The following is a 19,745-nucleotide window of genomic DNA, read 5'->3' as shown; positions in this document are numbered from 1 at the left end:
AAGATTACGGATGACTTTAAACCTGAAACATTAAACAAGAAGAATGAAAGTCGCACTTGCCCAGTTAAATTATACGATCGGTGATTTTGAGGGAAACTCACAGAAAATAGTGGAAGCCATCAATAAGGCTAAAACATCGGGCGCCGATCTGGTTGTGTTTTCCGAGCTTTCGGTTACCGGTTATTACCCACACGACCTTCTGGAAAAAAAGGAGTTTATCCACAAGGCAGAACTTGCTGTGAATGAAATTGCACGTTATTGCACCGATATTGCAGCAGTGGTGGGAGCGCCGCGAATAAACATCCACGACCGGGGGAAAAATTTATACAATTCGGCGTTTTTTCTTGCTGAAGGAAAGATTCAGAGTGTGCACAATAAAACCTTGTTGCCCACTTATGATATTTTTGACGAGTATCGCCATTTCGAGCCAAACAGCACCTTTGATGTGGTGCACTATAAAGGTGAAAAAATTGCGATTACCATTTGCGAAGATTTGTGGGACGAGCAACCCACTGCCAACGAATTTGGGAAAGACAAACTTTACAATGTTTCTCCCATGCACGAGCTTTCCCGCTTTAACCCCGATTTTGTAGTGAATCTTTCTGCTTCGCCGTTCTCGTACAACCAGGAAGGCTGGCGAAAAAATGTATTGATTTCAAAGGCCCGCGATTATAAGATGCCGATTTTGTATTGCAATCAGGTGGGGGCGCAAACGGAACTGATTTTTGATGGAGGTTCGGTTTTTATCGATGAAGCCGGTGAAATTGTAAAAGAGCTGAAATATTTCGAAGAAGATTTTATGCTGATCGATACCGGAAACAGAGGTGAAAAAAATGTGCAAGGCGAGACCGGTTATATTGAGAAAATTCATGATGCCTTGGTGTTAGGGATTAGGGATTATTTCCGGAAAATGGAATTTAAACAGGCCACGCTCGGTTTGTCGGGCGGAATTGATTCCGCAGTTACTCTGGTTTTGGCAGTTCGTGCGTTGGGGGCGGAAAACGTACGCGTGTTGCTGCTCCCCTCAAAATACTCTTCGGATCACAGTGTGGAAGATGCGCGTATTTTGGCCGAGAACCTTGGAATTCGATACGATATTGTAAATATTCAGACGGCTGTGGATGCTTTTGAAAAAGAACTGACACCACTGTTCGAAGGCCGTTCACCCGATGTTACCGAAGAAAATATTCAGGCAAGGGCACGCGGAGTTTATATGATGGCCATTTCAAATAAATTTGGCAACATCCTTTTAAATACCACCAACAAAAGCGAATGTGCGGTTGGTTATGGCACGTTATACGGCGATATGAACGGCGGGTTGGCCGTGCTTGGTGATGTGTACAAACTTGATGTGTACAAACTTTCGCGCTTTATGAATAAAGACCGCGAAATAATTCCGGAAAATACAATCGTAAAACCACCGTCGGCAGAATTGCGCCCCGATCAGAAAGATTCGGATTCGTTGCCCGACTATGAAGATCTGGACAGGATGCTTTTCAACTATATCGAATTGAATAAATCGCCTTTGGAGATCACTGCGCTGGGATTTGATGAAGCCGTTGTTCGCAGGGTAATCCGCATGGTAAATATGAACGAATACAAACGTTTTCAGGCTGCACCCATTTTGCGGATCAGTTCGAAAGCCTTTGGTTTTGGACGTAAAATGCCATTAGTGGCACGTTACTGATCGTTGCAGCATTTCTTAAGAATGCTTACGGATTATATTATTCGTTAAAAAAACGGCAAACTTTATCAAAAACAAGATTGAAGTTTTTGTCAACTATTTTCGTTTCTTTTCGATTCGACGGGAACGGATTCTCGTGCGTGTATTGGTGCTCAAAGTCCATGTTCTCAACTCGAATGTTGATGTCGCGAAAGGCACCGTTCATCGTATTTATAATTTCAAATGGAGGAATTACATCGTCTTTTTTGAGTGATATGGCGAAGAATTGATCTTCATATTTTTTCAACAAAGCCTCTCTGAAGTCCCGCATTCTCTGAAAGTCGAGCATCGAATAAAATACCGTTCCTTCAGAGTGATTTTCTTTTATGTAGTGGTGAAGAAGTTCATCTTTTTGGACGATTTTATCAAAGTGCTCGACCAGGAATGAATACAAGGCAACGTTTGCTTCGCTGTCGAGGATAAACCGCGAAACCGGTGAGATTCGGTTAAAAGCGGCTCCACTGCAAAACAGCCCCACTTTAGAATGGTCGAAATAGTTTTTGTGGTTGGTCAGTTTTAGGATCTGCGCCAGAAAGCCTCCGATGGAGTAGGCAAAAATGTTAAACTCAAAATCTTTGTCAATATAAGGGTGATTGCCATTCTTGCAATCTTCAATCAGTTGAATAACATCGTAATAGGTTTGCAGGCCCGACCATATAAAACGTTGCGGCATAGAGTGCAATCGCATACTTATGGCTACATTCGACAGCGTAGAATTTACAATATTCGGAAATCTTTCTTTCCGCAATTCACTCAGCCGGTACATTTCCTTTTTGCTGCTCCAGTAAAGCGGCGCACGCTGCATATGAAATGCAATCGGGAAAAGCACAACGGTACTTCCTGTTCCTTCATAAATGGCTTTTGCCCAGGGAAGGTATTTGTCCCATTTCTTTTCGTTAAAACCATGAAAAAGGAAGGTTACTTTTTTGGCTTTTTTACTTCCCTTTGGCGCAAGGATCTGGTAGTTGAATTGTTGGTTTTCTTCCACAAATATATCCTTGATGTGCACATGGTTATCCAATGTTCCGATTTCGGTATAAAACGAAAAATGGCTGCTCAGTTTTTGATCATGAAAGTCGCAGTGATAGTTCTCGGTTCCCGGTAAAATCTGAGAAGAACGGGAAGTGAAATGCGCCTCGTTTAGTTCAATGCTATCATAAGTTTTATCCGGTGCTTTTGATTCAAAAAGCAGTTTCAATGCATGGTAGTCATTTGTATATTGCATATTGGATAGAAGTTTATTTGGCGCAAATTAGCATAATCAAAAGGGCCATCGTGCACTTTATGTTTCATTTTTTTTGCGAAATTCTTAGCAGAATTGAGCCCTTTTATAGGTGTCAATAACTCTGTAAGTACCGGTTTATTCAGGCAAAGGTTTAATAAATGATCAGGGTAATGAATATTGGAGGTGGATGATTGTGTTTTTATCATTCGAGCAATGAAAATTGTTGTCTGTTGAACAGTTTGAGTGGCAGTTCATTTGACATAAATCAGTTAGCAAAGTTCGTTGCTGTACAATTTGGAATGCATATAAAATAAACGATAACGCATATTTAAATCTCACAATTTTTTATAGCTTTGATGCTATAAAACATACAGGCGGTTATATGTTAAATCCAGAAATGGGAGTAAGAGATATTACCGACAATCAAAAGTCGATTTTTTATCTCTTAACTCAAGACGAGAAAGAAGAATTACAGCACCATATTTCTTTGTCTCATTACAAGAAAAATGAGTTCGTATTTAAAGAGGGTGATAAACCCACCGGCTTTATGATTCTTGTAAACGGGAAAGTAAAGATCTTTAAAGAAGGCGTTGGTGGAAGGGAGCAGATTATTCGCATGACAAAACCTCTGGGGCTGATCGGTTATCGGGCTCTTTTGGGAGAAGAAACACATAACGGATCGGCGGTAACACTCGAAGAATCTCTGATCTGTAACATAAGCGCTGAGTTTATTTTTAACCGTGCGCTGAAAAATCCCGACTTTTCGTATCGGATTATTCGAAAACTGTGTCAAGAACTGGGATTTTCGAATGCCCGAACCGTTACCTTAACGCAGAAACATATTCGCGGAAGACTTGCAGAATCGTTGATTCTACTGGCTGATAAATACGGATATGAACACGATGGATTTACGCTGAGGGCTTACCTTTCGAGGGAAGACATTGCCAATCTTTCGAACATGACCACGTCGAATGCAATTCGAACCTTGTCGACGTTTGCCAACGAAAAGGTAATCGCAATCGATGGACGGAAAATCAAGATATTGGATGCCAATCGCCTGGAGCGTATCAGTAAGCTGGGTTAACAACAAATTTCAATACTTATAGAAGATGCCAATTGGTTTTGCCGGTTGGCATTTTTTATTCCTGCAGGTAAATCCGTTTTACGCGTTGCGAGATTCCTGTTAAGATTTCATAGGGAATAGTGTCGATTTTTTCAGCCAGCTCGGTAATGTGAATGTGCGGGCCAAAAAACTCAACCGTATCGCCTACTTCAACCTGCACGTTAGTTACGTCCAGCATCAGCATATCCATGCAAATATTGCCCACAACCGGGACGCGCGATCCGTTAACGAAAGCGCTGCCATTTCGGTTGCCGAGTTTTCGGTTCATTCCATCGGCATAACCGATCGGAACAATGGCGATCCTGCTTTCCTGGTTTAGCTTTCCTTTTCGGTTGTAACCCACTGTTTCGTTGTTCCCCGCTGTTTTTACCTGCGAAATGGTGCTTTTCAGTGTGCCAATGGGTTGCAGCGGGAGTCCGGTTTGTGATACTCCATATAACCCGATGCCCAGACGAACCATTTCATGTTGTTTCTCCGGAAACCGTTCAATCCCCACCGAGTTAAGAATATGACGATCGATGCGGTAGGGAAGACCATCAGAAATTTGCCGGAACGCCTGATCGAATTTTTCGAACTGTGCATGTGTAAAATCGTCCAGCGCGGGTTCATCGCTTCCTGCCAGGTGAGAGAATACCGATTTAATTTTTAACGCATCTGAATCCTTCAGAACTTCAATCGCCTCAGAGATTTCGTCAGATGATTTAAAACCCAGCCGGTTCATTCCGGTGTCGATTTTTAAATGTGCCGGAAAGTTTTGCATCCCGGCTGCCGCTACACTTTGAGTGAAATTTCGCAGGAGATCAATGCTGTAGATGTTGGGTTCCAGGGCAAAATCAATCATGTTCAGAAAACTGTCCTGCTCCGGATTCATAACGATGATCGGTACTGAAATTCCGGCGTTACGCAGACGTACCCCTTCGTCGGCCACAGCAACTGCCAGGTAGTCTACATTTTGGTGTTGAAGTACGCGGGCAACCTCAATATCACCGCTTCCGTATGAAAAGGCTTTTACCATCACCATTATTTTGGTTTCTGGCCGAAGCATTTTTCTGAAAATATTCAGATTTTGAATGAGTGCATTAACGCTTATTTCTAAAATCGTTTGATGTGCTTTTTGTTGCAGTAAGGCGGAGATTCGTTCAAAACGAAAACGCCGGGCACCTTTCAGCAGAATAACCGACGATTGAAAGGCCTGTCGGTCGAAAGCAGCTTCAAACGCTTTGTAATCGCGAAAAACAGTTGTTTTTACCGAGAACAGGTTTTTATGATTTGAAATTTCTGTTCCGATACCGATAAGTTGATCAATACCCCATTCCTCCAGCAGATTATTTACCTTGGAATAAAGTTCCGGTTGCGACCATCCGGTTTGAAGAATATCTGAGAGAATCAGAATTTTTCGTTGCTGAGCAGTGGCTGCCTGCTGTTTTAAAACCGATAATGCAATGGTTAATGAATTAAGATCGGAATTGTAAAAGTCGTTGATAACCGTACAGTTGTTGATTCCCTGTTTGATTTCCAGACGCATGGCAATCGGCTGCAGCTGACAGAAGGCTTCTTTGAAATCAGATGGATCCAGTTTCAAGTTTAATAATGTGGCACAGCAATGGCAGGCATTTTCAATAGCAGAGTCGTCGGTGAAGGGAATCGTAAAATCAAAGTGTTGGTTTTTATATGATCCGCTTACAACGGTTTCATTCGCGTATTTTTTGGTGCTGAAGGTTAAGTTATCTTGCGGCTTGTCCAAACTCCAGAAGAAAGGTTTAACCTTATTAATTTGGCAGAATTCTTCCACTGATTTACGAATCCAGTCTTGATCAGCGCGGCAGATCAAGGTTTTCGATTGGGTAAAAAGCAGAAGTTTTTCCTGGAGTTTTTCTTTCAGCGAAGTAAAGAACTCCTGGTGGGCATCGCCAATATTGGTCAGGATTCCGATTTCAGGAGCAATCACCGGTGCGAGGTGTTGCATTTCTCCGGGTTGTGAAATGCCGGCTTCAAAAATGGCCAGATTAAAACTGTCATCAAGTAAGAGAACAGACAATGGAACTCCCACTTGTGAGTTATAGCTTTTGGGACTTCTCGCGATCTTGTATTTTTCAGAAAGCAAATCGTGCAGCCACTCTTTGATTATCGTTTTCCCGTTGCTTCCCGTAATCCCAATCACGGGGTAGGTAAACTTTTTTCGGTAATAGGCTGCCAGTTTCTGAAGAGCCAGCGTAGTATCTTCTACCCAGATAAAAGTGGCTTCCTGAGTTTGTTCAGGCTTTTCAGAAACCAGAAAAGCACGGATTCCTTTTTTTAGGAGTTCCGGAATATACTGGTGTGCATTGTAAACCGGGCCTTTTAAGGCCACAAACAATGCGTTCTCTCCGCGGTGCACGGTTCGGCTGTCGGTGACTAAAGTTGAAATGTGTGTTGGCTTGTAGGAAGTGTTGATGATGAGCTCGCCATCAACGGCTTGGGCTATCTCCTGAAGTAAAAGTTCCTGCATTACTGTTTTTTTGCTTTGTTGTAGCAACTTCTGCAAAGTGGTTCGTAAATATCTTTTTCGCCCAGCAAAACCACCTGTTCCTTTTCGGAAAGCCGGTGCGAGAATTGCGCAATACTTCCGCACCTGACACAAATGGCGTGAACCTTTGTTACATAATCGGCCACTGCCATCAGTCCCGGGATAGGACCAAAAGGTTTGCCTTTGAAATCCATGTCGAGTCCGGCAATAATAACACGGATTCCCATGTCGGCCAGTTTTACGACTACATCTACCAATCCGTTGTCAAAAAACTGTGCCTCGTCAATGCCGATTACATCCACATCGCCGGATAGCAAAAGAATGTTAGCCGAATTTTCGACCGGTGTTGAACGAATAGAATTTTCATCGTGCGAAACTACTTCCGTTTCGGAGTAACGTATATCCAGTGAAGGTTTAAATATTTCAACCTTCTGCCGGGCTATTTTTGCCCGTTTCAGACGGCGGATCAACTCTTCTGTTTTCCCTGAAAACATTGACCCTGCCACCACTTCGATAGTACCCACTTTTTTGTGGTTGTTTACATCTCTTTCAATAAACATTCAACGTTACTCTTACAGATTTTACTACTTTTACAAAAGTATAATTTAAACCTAGTTCTTCGGGAATGGAAAATAAAAAACTGCTCAAATTTTTGCACAAGGACATCGCAGAAATTGAAGAAATCTTTGCAGAAAAAGGTAAAAGTGGCTTTGATAATTTTGAGATAGAATTCATTCAGAGTCGTTTCAGTGGCGCGAAACAAATCATTCAGATCTTGAGTGAAAAAGAAAATGAGCCGATGAATAAAACGGGGCAGTGGACCGTACAAAACGAGGAACCGGAAGAGGAAATTCCTTCTCCCTTGAGTCGGGAAGAGATTGAAGAAGAGGAGTTTGTTGATGAAGGGGAAGAACTGATAGCCGAAGTTGCTGAAGAACAGCCGGAATCAGAGGAGGAGAAACCAGAGTTTAACATTGAAGCAGAAGTTGAGGTTACAGTTGAACAGAAAGATGCTGCGGAGCCGGTCGTGGAAAATGTGGTTGAAGTGATCGAAGAACCTGCCAGGAATTCCGAAAATGACGAACTGGAATTGGATGAAGAAGTTGAACCTGTAGCCGGTGGACAACGGCTTGGAGATCGCATTTTGAAGGAGAAATCGGTAAATGATCTGGCAGGAACGGGAAGCAATAATCTCGAATATAAAATATCGAACAGTCCGGTTAGTAGTATTCAGTCAGCTATTGGCATCAACGATCGCTACCAGTATATTCGCGAACTTTTTGACGGAAGTGCGGAACGGTTTACTGAAGCAATTACCAGTCTCGATAATATGAAGAATATTCAGGATGCTGTAGCTTATCTGCAGCTCAATTATAAATGGAAAAAAACAGAAACCAGTCTAAAGTTTGTTAATCTGGTAAAACGAAGGTTTGCTAATGGATAAGTCCGGAAAATTGATTTTGGTCCCGACGCCCATCGGCAATTTGCAGGATATTACGTTGAGGGCGGTTACGGTTTTAAAAACGGCTGATTTGATTTTGGCTGAAGATACCCGTGTTTCGGTAAAGTTGCTTAAGCACCTCGAAATTGAGAAACACATGATGTCGCATCATAAGTTCAATGAGCATAAAACACTTACCTCAATTGTTGCTCAAATTGAAATGGGAAATACGGTGGCGCTGATTTCAGATGCCGGGACGCCTGCCATTTCCGATCCTGGTTTTTTGCTGGTCAGAGCCTGCGTGGAAAAAGGGCTTGAAGTGGAATGCCTGCCAGGGCCCACAGCTTTGATTCCGGCGCTGGCCGTTTCAGGCCTGCCGACAGAGAAATTTGTCTTCGAAGGATTTCTGCCTCAAAAGAAAGGGCGCCAAACCCGGTTGAAGTTTTTGGCAGAAGAAACCCGTACCATGCTTTTTTATGAATCGCCTTTTCGACTGGCTAAAACATTGGGGCAATTCTGCGAGTATTTTGGAGCAGAACGCAAAGCCTGCGTTTGTCGCGAACTCAGCAAAATGTTCGAGGAAATTAACAGGGGCGATGTGAAAGAACTCGCAGAATATTACACTGCCCACCCCCCTAAAGGTGAAATTGTTATTGTTGTGGAAGGGAAAGCTTAGTTGTTTTGTTCATTTTGCCTTACAGGGAGCCCTTGTTAATCAAATGTATGAATAAGAAATACACCCATATATTTTTTGATCTCGACAATACGCTTTGGGATTTTAATAAGAATTCCCGGCTGGCCATTCATGAGACTTTTCTACAATTTAAGCTAGATCAGCAGGGGATTGATTTTGACCTTTTTTTTGAGGTTTACACCAGGCATAACGATGGTTTGTGGAGTCTTTATCGCAAAAAGGAAATCCATAAAAACGAGTTGAAACGACAACGGTTTCAAAAAACACTGGACGATATAGGCGTTGTAGGTGTAGATGCGATGGAAATGAACAATCATTACCTGGAGATGATGCCCCAACAAACCATTTTGCATGAGGGAGCGTTGGAGGTGTTGTCGTTGCTGAAGAGTTTGAACTACAAACTTTTTATTATTACAAATGGATTTTCGGAAGTACAGCATCGGAAACTGAAGAGTTCAGGACTGGAGCCTTTTTTCGAGCGGGTGTTTATCTCTGAAGAAGTAAAATGTCCCAAGCCTCAGCGTGAAATCTTTGAATATGCGATTACCTCAACCAATGCCAGGAAATCAAAATCGGTAATGATCGGAGACGATTTTGAGGTTGATGTAAAGGGGGCACTTAACGTAGGAATTTCAGGGATTTATTTCAATCCCAAAAAACTCGATGGTAATAACGACAACGAAGAACGCAGCCACGATGACACTTTTGTTGTGATTCACAAATTGACTGATTTGCTAAAAGTGTTGTAGACTTTTTATCTACTCAAAAAGATTTTTAGATCCTGTCGTTATGGAAATAGGATCACTGTAACTCTAGTCATAAAATTGTAGAAAAAAGTTTCCGTTTTATTTCCATGCGTTAATCCTTAAGTCCAAGTTACTGATGTGTTTGTTATCATAAGAATTAAGATCTCGAAACAGGCTTTAGCCGATTTTGTATTTGTGTCTGGATTTTTTATTTAGAGTCCGGATCCTTTTTTTCTCCTTTTGTCTGCGGTTTTCACGTTGATTTTAAAATAAAATTTGATGATATGGCTGCTTGAGAAAAGACAGATTTATCTTAGTTTATATTATGTAACTATTTGTGCGTGAGTAAATTGTTGGTGCAATGTTTGGTGGTTTAACTTTTTTTTTGGAATTTGTAAATGTTAAAAAAATTAACCATTGAAAATGATTTTTAACAATTGATCTTAGCGTGATAGATGATTAATGGATTTGGGGGAATCCTGATCGAAAAATCAATTTTTATTTAAATGCTGTTTAATTATGATTTAAGCTGTTTCTATGGCGCGATTTGTAAAAAACGTCTTTTGTTTTTCCAGTCTTTTTTTATCGAAAAAACTGCAACTAAAGAGAATAAATGGCCGGGAGGCGCTCACTCTGCATATACTCACTATTACCCTTCGTAGAATTTCTAGCCTCCCGGTTCTGTATTTTATTGTTTCTCATATTCATTGTGTTATCATACTGTGTGTTACCGAAAGTATATTCCTAAAAAGATATTTCAGAAGGTTCTGTTAAGAAAGTTGCTTTAACGTTCTAAGTTGTCTATTAATAACTAAAATTATTTTTATGAAAAAAATTGCGATTCTTTTATCGATTCTCCTTTTCATGGGTAATTTGGTGGTGAATGCTCAGACTAGGAGTATAATCGGTACAGTTACTTCTGGTGAGGATGATATGCCAATACCCGGAGTGTCGGTTTCAGTAAAGGGAACAACCCTTGGAACAGTTACTAATCTGGATGGTCGGTTTGAATTGACTGTTCCGGCTGATGCTAAGTATTTATTATTTAGCTTCATAGGGATGAAGAATCTTGAGGTGGAGATTGGTTCACAGACCAATTTTGCCGTGAAGATGGAAAATGCGATTATTGGAGTTGACGAGGTGGTTGTTACGGCTCTTGGCATTTCCCGGGAAAGGAAATCTTTGGGGTATTCTGTACAACAAGTAGGAGGAGAGGAGATCAGCACAATAAAAGGAGCTGATTTTACCTCAGCACTTTCAGGAAAAGTTGCCGGGCTCGACATAAAAACAAACACAAACTTTGGTGGATCTACAAACGTCATTGTTCGTGGTTCAGCTTCATTAACCGGAAACAACCAGGCCTTGTTTGTTGTTGACGGTGTGCCTATTGACAATACGATTATGAATGACTCGTACCAGAAAAGAGGGGGGCGTGGATACGACTACGGTAGCACCGCTTCTGATATTAATCCTAACGACATTGAGTCGATTTCGGTATTGAAGGGAGCAGCGGCAACCGCGCTTTACGGGTCGAGAGCTGCGAATGGTGTGATTCTTATAACAACTAAAAAGGGAGCTAAAGGGAAAAACCTGGGGATATCTTATGCCGGAAATGTTACCCTTGGGTTTGTGGATAAAAGTACATTTCCTGAGTATCAGAAGGAATACGGTGGCGGTTATGGAATAGACTGGTATAGTGATTCAGATTATCCGGGACTTGAATACTGGGACTGGAACGATGACGGAACTGATGAGTACATCGTTCCTACTTATGAGGATGCATCAATGGGAGAATCTTTCAATGTCGGTTTGAATGTTTACCAATGGAATGCATTCTGGCCCGGTTTAGATACCTATGGTAAAGCTATGCCTTGGGTTGCTGCTAAAAACGATCCGATCGAATTTTTTGAAACAGCGACAACAACGTCTAACTCGATTCAGGTTACTGGTGGCAGCGATAATTTAACCTACCGGTTTTCTTACCAGAATCTGCAGCAAAGTGGTATTATGCCAAACAGTGAGCTGGATAAAAATAACTTTAGCTTTTCCGGCAGTTATGATATTACGTCTAAATTGAAAGTCTCGTCTTTTGCCAATTTCATTAAAACCGAAACGAAAGGAAGAAACATAACCGGTTATTCTGGTAACCTGATTTCCGGTTTTCGCCAGTGGTGGCAAACCAATGTTGATATTCTTGAGCAAAAAAGAGCGTACGAGCAATTGGGGGTAAATGCCACCTGGAACATGAACGAGCCAGGCGATACCAGCCCGGCTTATTGGAATAACCCCTATTGGCAACGTTACAGAAACTACCAAACCGACTCGCGTAGCCGCTTTATCGGTTATACCAAGTTCGATTGGCAAGTTGCCGACTTCCTGTCATTTACGGGGCGTGTATCTGTAGACTATTATTCATTCCTTGAAGAAGAAAGACTTGCTGTGGGGTCTATTGCGGAGGCTTTTGGTGTTGGTTATAACGATACATCGTCGGGTTATTCAGTGAAAAGAGGAGATTTTTCAGAATACAACTTCGATTTGATGGCCAACTTCAATAAAGACATTACTGATAAGTTGAACTTAACAGGCTTGATAGGTACCAACATTCGGAAACAAAACTCTACCGATTTTTGGGCATCCACAAACGGAGGATTGGCAGTTGAAGGAATTTATTCGCTTGCCAATACTGCATCTCCGTTGGAATTGCCGATTGAGCATGCGCCAAAGATCCAGGTGAATGGTTATTTTGCAAATGCATCATTGGGGTACAACGATATTTTATTTCTTGAAGGTTCGGTTCGTGTTGACCAGGCTTCTACTTTGGCTCCAAATAATCGTACTTATGTGTACCCATCTGCTACGGGTAGTTTTATTTTTACGAAGTTCATTGATCAGGAATGGTTTAGCTTTGGTAAAGTGCGTTTAAATTATGCCGAAGTGGGTAATGATGCCCCTTTTGCCAGTTTATATAATACTTATGACCAATACTATCCTTTTAGGGGAAATGGAGTTGCATCAAACGACAACACAATTAATAATGTTGAGTTGAAACCGGAGAGATCAAAAAGTTTGGAAGCAGGTTTAACCCTGAACTTTGTAAAAAACCGTTTGGGTCTCGATGTTGCCGTTTACGATAACAGAACTGTTGATCAAATTATGCCGGCAGCAATTTCTTATGGATCAGGTTCTAGCTTTATATATGTAAATGCCGGAGAAGTTAGTAATAAAGGTGTTGAAATTATGCTCAACGCAACACCGGTAAAACAACGCGGTTTTACATGGGACCTTGTTTTAAACTGGTCGAAAAATAAAAACAAGGTTATTGACATGGCTGAAGGTTTGGAGAAATTGCAACTTGCAGACCTGCAGGGAGGTGTTACCGTTAATGCTGTAAAAGGCTATGCTATGGGAACCATTCATGGTACCGATTTTATGTATTACAATGATATTAAAGATGAAGCACATCGCATTATAACCGATGGTTACTACGATGTTAGCGCATCAGATCAGATTATTGGAGATGTAAATCCAGACTGGATTGGCGGTCTTCGCAATACGTTCAGTTATAAAAATCTTAAGCTTAGTTTCTTAATCGACTGGAAACATGGTGGTGATGTATTCTCGTTAGACCATTGGTACGGTTCATCTACCGGTTTGTATAAGGAGAGCGCCGGTTTGAACGACCTTGGAAACCCTGTGCGTAATTATGTTGCTGGTGGTGGCGGTGTGATACTAAGAGGAGTAACTGCTGACGGTGCGCCCAATACGGTACGTTCGGAAGATATGGGAACGTATTATACTCCGGTTGGGTCGTACTATGCACCCAATGCTTTGTTTATTTACGATGCCAGCTATGTTAAGCTAAGAGAGTTGTCGGTTACTTATAGCTTGCCTAAGTCTCTTTTTGATAACATATTTATTCAGGACGCTTCAATTGCATTGGTGGGTTCAAACTTGTGGATTATTCATAAAAACCTTCCTTATGCCGATCCGGAGACTTCTCAAGGTGCAGGAAATATTCAAGGTTGGCAAAGTGGTGTAATGCCATCAACGCGCAATATTGGTTTTACATTAAATGTTAATTTTTAATACGTTGTAAAAATGAGAAATAGAAAATTATATATAATCGTACTTTTTCTGGGATTTCTGTTTTCATGTACCGATAATTTCACAGAAATGAATGTTGACACAACCCGGCCGGAAAAAGTAAGTGCAAGCGTTTTGCTTACCAATGCACAAATCGAAATTATTGATCAAATATCCAGCACGAACGTTAACTACAACATTTGGAAGCTGATGGCCCAATATTGGACAGAGCGTTCGTACAGGGATGAAGCGAACTATAACATTACGAGCCGTGAAATTCCGGAACAGATTTTCAGGGTGTTTTATGCTGCTTTATACGATTTAAAAGATGCGTATGGAATTATTGAAGCACAGACGCTTACTGAGCCTAACCTGGAGTCGAAGCAAATTGTTAAGGCAAATCAGCTGGCAGTTATTGAATTGGTAAATGTTTTTGTATACCAACGTTTGGTGGATATTTTTGGAGACATTCCTTATAGCGAGGCATTAGACAAGGATAATTACACTCCTGCTTATGATGATGCACAGGCAATCTATACAGATTTAATTGCCCGTGCCGAAGCCGCTGTTGCAGCCCTTGATGTTTCTGATGAAAGTTTTGGCACCGCTGATTTAATTTATAACGGAGACGTTGGATCCTGGATTAAATTCGGACATAGCTTATTGGTGAAGTTGGGTATTGGTATTGCTGATGGTCCATTGTCTGCTTTAGGAAAATCAACCGTTGAAGCACATTATGATGGGGTTTTTGTGAGTCAAAGCGAAAGTGCATTCTTCCCGTACGAAAAGTCACTGCCTTATGTGAATGAGCTATACAATGATTTGGTAGCCAGCGGGCGTCACGATTTTGTAATGGTTAAAGGGATGGTTGATTTAATGACTGATATTGAAGACCCGAGAATTGACAATTACTTTGATGATCTTGACGGAATTACCACCCCTTATGGTGCATCTGGCGGTTCGTACAGTACAAAAGTACATTACGATGCAGCCTTGGAAGAACCCGATTTCCCTGGCTTCTTCATGACTTTTGATGAGGTTCAGTTTTACCTGGCAGAAGCTGCTGCCCGTGGTTGGAGCGTTGGCGCTGATGCTGAAACGTATTATAACGCAGCGGTTACCGCTTCCATTATACAGTGGGGAGGTACTGAGGCCGAAGCTGAGACCTATTTGGCTTCACAGTCTTACTCTTCCTATGATGTATGGAAAGATGCGATTGGTACACAAGCCTGGTTGGCTATGTACACACGGGGCTTTATTGGTTATACCTTCTGGCGGAGATTAGACTACCCGTCCGTATTGGTAATGCCACCAAGTCCACCTACCGGAGTTACATCTATTCCGGTTCGATTCACCTACCCAACTAACGAGCAACAGTACAATTCAACAAATTGGGCTGCTGCAGCTGCTGCTATTGGTGGAGACGAATTGAGTACAAAATTGTTCTGGGATATTTATTAGGAACTAGTAAATATTTTAATTGTTCCAAAATACGCGGACAAACTTAAAAGACATTTATTGAAGCCGTTGAGGTTAGCCTCAGCGGTTTTTTTTATGTACTAGCTAGTCAATCATGAAAAACAGATAATTCTCAAACAGACGATTCTTTAGTAAAATCATTGTTTCCTTTTGCTCCAATTGTACAGTACAAAAATGAACATAAAATGCACTCCTTTTACTGTTTCTGAGCTTTTCATCATATTGTAGCCAGCTGTTGTCAAGGTTGTATTAATATGGTTGCCAACAACCCAATTTTGATTTAATCCGGTCCATTACTGTTTTTCTGCACTTATGGGCCATTGATTTATTGCTGTGGTTGAATGTTATTTTCCGAAGTAAAATTTCGCACGGCTGATGGAGGTGAAAGGATACCATTATAGTCATAACCATTCAAGGGCAAGAAAGCTACTTTTCCAGCGCCGCATTTAACGCTGCAGTGTTTTGTGCTTACAATTCTGATATGGCTTCCGGAAGCTATCATGCTGTAAGCGACAGCTGTGGCTTGGACGGTAATCTTACCATAACCGTAGATCCGGCTGATGAGTATATCGTATATGTATCTGGTCTGGCTGCAATTGAAGGTCATGATGAAGATCACGGACCATTAAAAATGATCATAAACGAACAGGACTACTCTGCAATTGCGGAAAAAACCGTACTTGCTTCTAATTTAATACCATGGGGATACCCCTATACCGCATATAACTACCAAGGATTTGGTGAGCTTAACACCTGTGATGGAACCTACATAATGACATTTACCATCGGTATTGATCAAGGTACCTGGGGGTTTATGATTTTGTACTCACAAAGAATTAATTAAAATTTCACACGATCAGAAGTTTGATATAAAATCGAATGAAAATTAAGAGTGGGCTGATAAATAAGTAAGTCCACTCTTATTTTTTTGGGTAGGGTGAGTACGGGAAAAGCTCCCGATAAACTTCAGGGTAATAGCCACAAATGTTAACAATCATGGTGCTTCTAGACGATTATTTGCTGTTCTTTCGATATTTTTCGTGTATTTAAAAATAAAATACAGTTGGTTTGTATTTCTTATGTATTAGTGAGGATGATTGAAAATTGCTTTCATATTTTTTGGAAGTTTGATTTTTTTTTTCACATTTGTAAGTGTTAAAAAAATTAACCATTAAACAAATGGTTTTTTAACAGTTGATTTTAGGGTAATAGATGATTCATGGATTTGGGGGAATCCTGAAAAAATCAATTTTAATTTATACGCTGTTTAATTATTATTAAAGCTGTTTCTATGAAGGGGTATGTAGGAAACGTCTTTTGTTTTTCCAGATTTTTTTTACTGAAAAAATTGCAACTAAAAAGAATGAATAGCCGGGGGGCACTCACTCTGCATATACTCACTATTACCCTTCGTAGAAATTTTAGCCTCCCGGTTTTTTGTATTCAAAATCCCCCTTATGCATTTGGTAATCGTGCTTCAATGATTTAAGAATGAATTCTGAATGTTAAATTCAGATGATAAGGAAATGAGAGAAACTTTAATGTTTATAGCTGTTTATTAATAACTAAAATTATTTCTATGAAAAAAATTGCGATTCTTTTATCGATTCTCCTTTTCATGGGTAATTTGGTAGCAAATGCTCAAACCAAGACCATAACAGGTACTGTTACGTCTTCAGAGGATAATCTGCCTATACCCGGAGTATCGGTAGCAGTGAAAGGTACTACATTAGGAACTATCACCAACGTTAATGGTGAATATGAACTAAAGGTACCACAGGATGCTACTACACTTGTTTTTAGTTTTGTTGGAATGAAAACTCAAGACGTTTCGATTGCTGGCAAAGATGTAATTGACCTGCTCATGCAGCCGGAGACTATTGGAGTTGACGAAGTTGTTGTTACAGCGTTGGGTATTCAACGACAGAAAAGGGAACTGGGTTACTCTACTGTAAATATTAACAGCGAAGAGTTAACTCAGGCAAAGTCGATGAATGTTGCATCAAGCTTGCAAGGTAAAGTTCCCGGCTTAAATATTTCATCGCTGAATAGTGGTGTTATGGAAGATGTAAAAATCAACCTGCGCGGGATTCGTTCTCTTACCGGAAGTAATAATCCGATGTTGCTTTTAGATGGTGTGCCTGTGGGGCTTGGATTATTGAACACAATAAATCCGAATGATATTGAAAGTATTAACGTCCTTAAAGGAACCTCTGCAGCTGCTGTTTACGGGCCGGATGCACGTAACGGTGTGATTGTTGTTACTACTAAAAGTGGTTCTAAGACAGATATTCCTGACATTGTTATTAGTAATACAACGCAATTTAGCAATGTGTCTTTCTTCCCTAAATTTCAAACCCAGTTTGGCTCAGGCGGTTCTGGCTCATACATTCCTTATGAAAACTGGTCGTGGGGACCTGAATTTGACGGAAGTGATGTTCTCCTTGGCGAAGTACTGGAAAATGGGAACGAGCAAATTGTAAAATACGCTGCTAATAACAGCAGGAAAGAATTCTTTGATACCGGTATCGTAATGCAGAATGATATATCTTACTCTGCCAAGAATTTTTACCTCAGCCTTCAGGATGCGAAGAATAATGGTGTTATGCCGGATGACGAAAACAGAAGGACAGGTGTTAGAATGAACGTTTCTCAGACTTACAAGAAATTTACTGCCACATTTAATACCAATTACATTTACCAGAAGTACGATGTTTTTGACAATACTGCAATGGGCGACTATTATGCAGCAAATAATGTTGGTTTAAATGGCGGTTTGATGAACCTTATTTTCAGTACACCTGCACAGGTTCCGCTGACTTCGTATAAAGATTTCGTTAACAACGAATTTGCACAATATAATAACTATTTCAACCGCTACGGTATTAACCCATATATCGCACTGGATACCTGGCGTAAAGAAGGGAAAAATCAAAACCTGATTAGCAGTCTTGATTTAAAACTCTCTCCGACAGATTGGTTAGACTTAAATTACAGGGCAGCTGTGACTCATCAAAGTATTGTAACGATGGTTACAGGTAAGCGCTTGGTTACCAATTCATACGGAGCTGGTAGAGGGCTGGATAATGTTCCTCAGAGTGTAGAAAACAGCACTTATGTTGGCAATCGTTTTTCTTCAGAGTTTTATGCCAACCTGCATAAAACATTTGGAGACTTTAAAGTGAATGTGCTCGGAGGTACTTATGTGCGTGAAGTCAACTCCAGAACTACCGGAGTAAATGCTAGCAACCTGGTTATCGAAGGATTATTTAATGTGTCGGCACGTCCCGGAGAACTGGGAGGTGAGTCAACAGAATCGCGCTCACGTTTGTTTTCATATTATGGAAGCGCCAGTTTGAATTACAAAAATTTTGCAAACATCGAAGTTACCGGCCGTAATGATAAGACGTCGGTTTTGGATCCAAGCAATAACAGTTACTTCTATCCCGGCGTAAGCGGGTCGTTGGTCTTGACCGATGCTATTCCTGCCCTTAAGTCCGAAGCTTTTGGTTTTATGAAATTGCGGGCTTCCTGGAACAAAACCGGTAACGCAGATATTAATCCCTACTTGTTGAGTGCTACATTCTCACAGGGAGATGGTTTCCCATTCAATGGAATGCCTGGTTATTCTGCCGATGATACTTCATACGACAAATACCTGGAGCCGGAATTTATTGAAAGTACCGAGTTCGGTTTTGAAATCAGCATGCTGAGAGATCGTATTAATCTTGATGCAACTTATTACACCCAGAAAAATACAAACCAGATCGTTAATGTGCGTGTTCCTCGTTCTACTGGTTATACCTTTGCCTATGTTAACGCAGCTTCATTCAAAAACTATGGTTTTGAAACCCAGTTAAAACTGACTCCGCTTGTTCAGTTGGGTGAGTGGAAACTGAATTTTACAGCAAACTATTCGTATAATAACAGTGAAGTGTTAAGTATTTACCAGGATTTACAGGAGCTTTCCATCGGAGGTTATGTAATGGCTGCTAACCAGGCTGTTGTCGGAGAACCTGCATTTATTTTCAACGCTTCGGATTATAAAAGAGACGGTGAAGGACATGTAATTGTGGATGCCGAAACTGGAATGCCTCTTATTGACGAGGTAAACAAAAAATTTGGCCGTACCATGCCTATGCATATTATCGGATTGAATCCGTCGATACACTGGAAAGGCTTAACCTTTTCTGCATTATTTGAATACAAGGGTGGGCACTATAATTTCAACCTGATTGGAAACGAGATGGCCTGGACCGGTACCTCTGAAATTACCGGGGCTAACCACCGTGAACGATTTGTAATCCCTAACTCAGTTTACGAAGATCCGGCAAATCCCGGCCAATATATCACCAATACAAATGTTACCATTACCGATGTGAATGATTTCTTCACCAGCGATAATTACAGGAGTGTGGCATCTAACTTTATTACAAGCGCTGCTGCATGGAGATTCCGGGAATTGGCTATAACTTACGACTTGCCTGCTTCCTTACTGGCGAAACAAGACATTGTGAAAGGTGTAACAGTTGGCTTTGTAGGTCGTAACCTTGCATTGTGGTTGCCCAAAAGTAATGTATACTCTGATCCTGATTACCGCGGAAACAACAGCTTCCTGACAGGAAACATCAGTGGTATTTCAAACGCAACAGTAAATCCTCCTGTTCGTACTTTAGGTGGTACTTTATCTGTTAGATTTTAATTTGTAGTTTAATTTTCAAAAAG

At 40.9% G+C, this 19,745-nt stretch carries 12 protein-coding genes; 9 read left to right on the top strand and 3 right to left on the bottom strand.

The annotated features are described in order from the left end of the window. Nucleotides 1-43: 43 nt before the first annotated feature. A complete protein-coding gene (locus MR764_RS11185; RefSeq protein ID WP_247979500.1) occupies nt 44-1,687 on the top strand; it encodes an NAD+ synthase in 1,644 nt (547 codons plus the stop codon). Nucleotides 1,688-1,724: 37 nt separating this feature from the next. On the opposite strand, the gene MR764_RS11180 is transcribed toward MR764_RS11185, so the two are convergent. Continuing rightward, nucleotides 1,725-2,948, bottom strand: coding sequence for a DUF6051 family protein (locus MR764_RS11180; protein ID WP_247979499.1), 1,224 nt, complete (start codon nt 2,946-2,948; stop codon nt 1,725-1,727). 382 nt (nt 2,949-3,330) lie between these two features. On the opposite strand from MR764_RS11180, the gene MR764_RS11175 reads away from it, so the two are divergent. Further along, nucleotides 3,331-4,032: a Crp/Fnr family transcriptional regulator gene (locus MR764_RS11175; RefSeq protein WP_247979498.1), complete on the top strand. Its 702-nt coding sequence runs from the start codon at nt 3,331-3,333 to the stop codon at nt 4,030-4,032. A 55-nt stretch (nt 4,033-4,087) separates the two neighbouring features. Here the strand turns inward: MR764_RS11175 and MR764_RS11170 are convergent, their stop codons facing one another. Further along, entirely contained in the window at nt 4,088-6,559 is a 2,472-nt protein-coding gene (locus MR764_RS11170; RefSeq protein WP_247979497.1) for a bifunctional UDP-N-acetylmuramoyl-tripeptide:D-alanyl-D-alanine ligase/alanine racemase, read from the bottom strand. Further along, nucleotides 6,559-7,137 (bottom strand): thymidine kinase, encoded by a 579-nt coding sequence (locus tag MR764_RS11165; RefSeq protein WP_247979496.1) that lies wholly within the window; start codon nt 7,135-7,137, stop codon nt 6,559-6,561. The genes MR764_RS11170 and MR764_RS11165 overlap by 1 nt, the downstream gene beginning before the upstream one ends. Before the next feature lie 65 nt (nt 7,138-7,202). Here MR764_RS11165 and MR764_RS11160 point away from each other — a divergent pair, with 65 nt between their 5' ends. The 7 genes from MR764_RS11160 to MR764_RS11130 all read left to right on the top strand — a co-directional run bounded on the left by MR764_RS11160 (nt 7,203) and on the right by MR764_RS11130 (nt 19,722). Then, nucleotides 7,203-8,021, top strand: a complete 819-nt coding sequence (locus MR764_RS11160) for a hypothetical protein (protein WP_247979495.1) — start codon at nt 7,203-7,205, stop codon at nt 8,019-8,021. Beyond that, nucleotides 8,014-8,694 carry a 16S rRNA (cytidine(1402)-2'-O)-methyltransferase gene (gene rsmI, locus MR764_RS11155; RefSeq protein ID WP_247979494.1) on the top strand — a complete coding sequence of 227 codons (681 nt, stop codon included), beginning with the start codon at nt 8,014-8,016 and terminating at the stop codon, nt 8,692-8,694. The genes MR764_RS11160 and rsmI overlap by 8 nt, the downstream gene beginning before the upstream one ends. A gap of 47 nt (nt 8,695-8,741) precedes the next feature. After that, nucleotides 8,742-9,461, top strand: a complete 720-nt coding sequence (locus MR764_RS11150) for a YjjG family noncanonical pyrimidine nucleotidase (RefSeq protein ID WP_247979493.1) — start codon at nt 8,742-8,744, stop codon at nt 9,459-9,461. A gap of 822 nt (nt 9,462-10,283) precedes the next feature. Then, on the top strand, nt 10,284-13,544 hold the full coding sequence (locus MR764_RS11145) for a SusC/RagA family TonB-linked outer membrane protein (protein WP_247979492.1): 3,261 nt from the start codon (nt 10,284-10,286) through the stop codon (nt 13,542-13,544). Nucleotides 13,545-13,556: 12 nt separating this feature from the next. Next, nucleotides 13,557-15,002 carry a SusD/RagB family nutrient-binding outer membrane lipoprotein gene (locus MR764_RS11140; RefSeq protein ID WP_247979491.1) on the top strand — a complete coding sequence of 482 codons (1,446 nt, stop codon included), beginning with the start codon at nt 13,557-13,559 and terminating at the stop codon, nt 15,000-15,002. Nucleotides 15,003-15,501: 499 nt separating this feature from the next. Continuing rightward, nucleotides 15,502-15,864, top strand: a complete 363-nt coding sequence (locus MR764_RS11135) for a hypothetical protein (protein ID WP_247979490.1) — start codon at nt 15,502-15,504, stop codon at nt 15,862-15,864. Nucleotides 15,865-16,599: 735 nt separating this feature from the next. Then, entirely contained in the window at nt 16,600-19,722 is a 3,123-nt protein-coding gene (locus MR764_RS11130; protein ID WP_247979489.1) for a SusC/RagA family TonB-linked outer membrane protein, read from the top strand. Nucleotides 19,723-19,745 lie beyond the last annotated feature (23 nt).

Origin of the sequence: Maribellus sp. YY47 (assembly GCF_023111095.1) — a bacterium.
Taxonomy (GTDB): domain Bacteria; phylum Bacteroidota; class Bacteroidia; order Bacteroidales; family Prolixibacteraceae; genus Draconibacterium.
The sequence above is the reverse complement of the archived record's forward strand: the minus strand, read 5'-3'. Positions and strand labels throughout refer to the sequence as shown.

Excerpts from the sequence above, each read along its gene's own strand:
- MR764_RS11150 (WP_247979493.1), top strand. The coding sequence starts at position 8,742 with ATGAATAAGAAATACACCCATATATTTTTTGATCTCGACAATACGCTT.
- MR764_RS11135 (WP_247979490.1), top strand. The coding sequence starts at position 15,502 with ATGGCTTCCGGAAGCTATCATGCTGTAAGCGACAGCTGTGGCTTGGAC.
- MR764_RS11180 (WP_247979499.1), bottom strand. The coding sequence starts at position 2,948 with ATGCAATATACAAATGACTACCATGCATTGAAACTGCTTTTTGAATCA.
- MR764_RS11165 (WP_247979496.1), bottom strand. The coding sequence starts at position 7,137 with ATGTTTATTGAAAGAGATGTAAACAACCACAAAAAAGTGGGTACTATC.
- rsmI (WP_247979494.1), top strand. The coding sequence starts at position 8,014 with ATGGATAAGTCCGGAAAATTGATTTTGGTCCCGACGCCCATCGGCAAT.
- MR764_RS11170 (WP_247979497.1), bottom strand. The coding sequence starts at position 6,559 with ATGCAGGAACTTTTACTTCAGGAGATAGCCCAAGCCGTTGATGGCGAG.
- MR764_RS11175 (WP_247979498.1), top strand. The coding sequence starts at position 3,331 with ATGTTAAATCCAGAAATGGGAGTAAGAGATATTACCGACAATCAAAAG.
- MR764_RS11140 (WP_247979491.1), top strand. The coding sequence starts at position 13,557 with ATGAGAAATAGAAAATTATATATAATCGTACTTTTTCTGGGATTTCTG.
- MR764_RS11160 (WP_247979495.1), top strand. The coding sequence starts at position 7,203 with ATGGAAAATAAAAAACTGCTCAAATTTTTGCACAAGGACATCGCAGAA.
- MR764_RS11145 (WP_247979492.1), top strand. The coding sequence starts at position 10,284 with ATGAAAAAAATTGCGATTCTTTTATCGATTCTCCTTTTCATGGGTAAT.
- MR764_RS11130 (WP_247979489.1), top strand. The coding sequence starts at position 16,600 with ATGAAAAAAATTGCGATTCTTTTATCGATTCTCCTTTTCATGGGTAAT.
- MR764_RS11185 (WP_247979500.1), top strand. The coding sequence starts at position 44 with ATGAAAGTCGCACTTGCCCAGTTAAATTATACGATCGGTGATTTTGAG.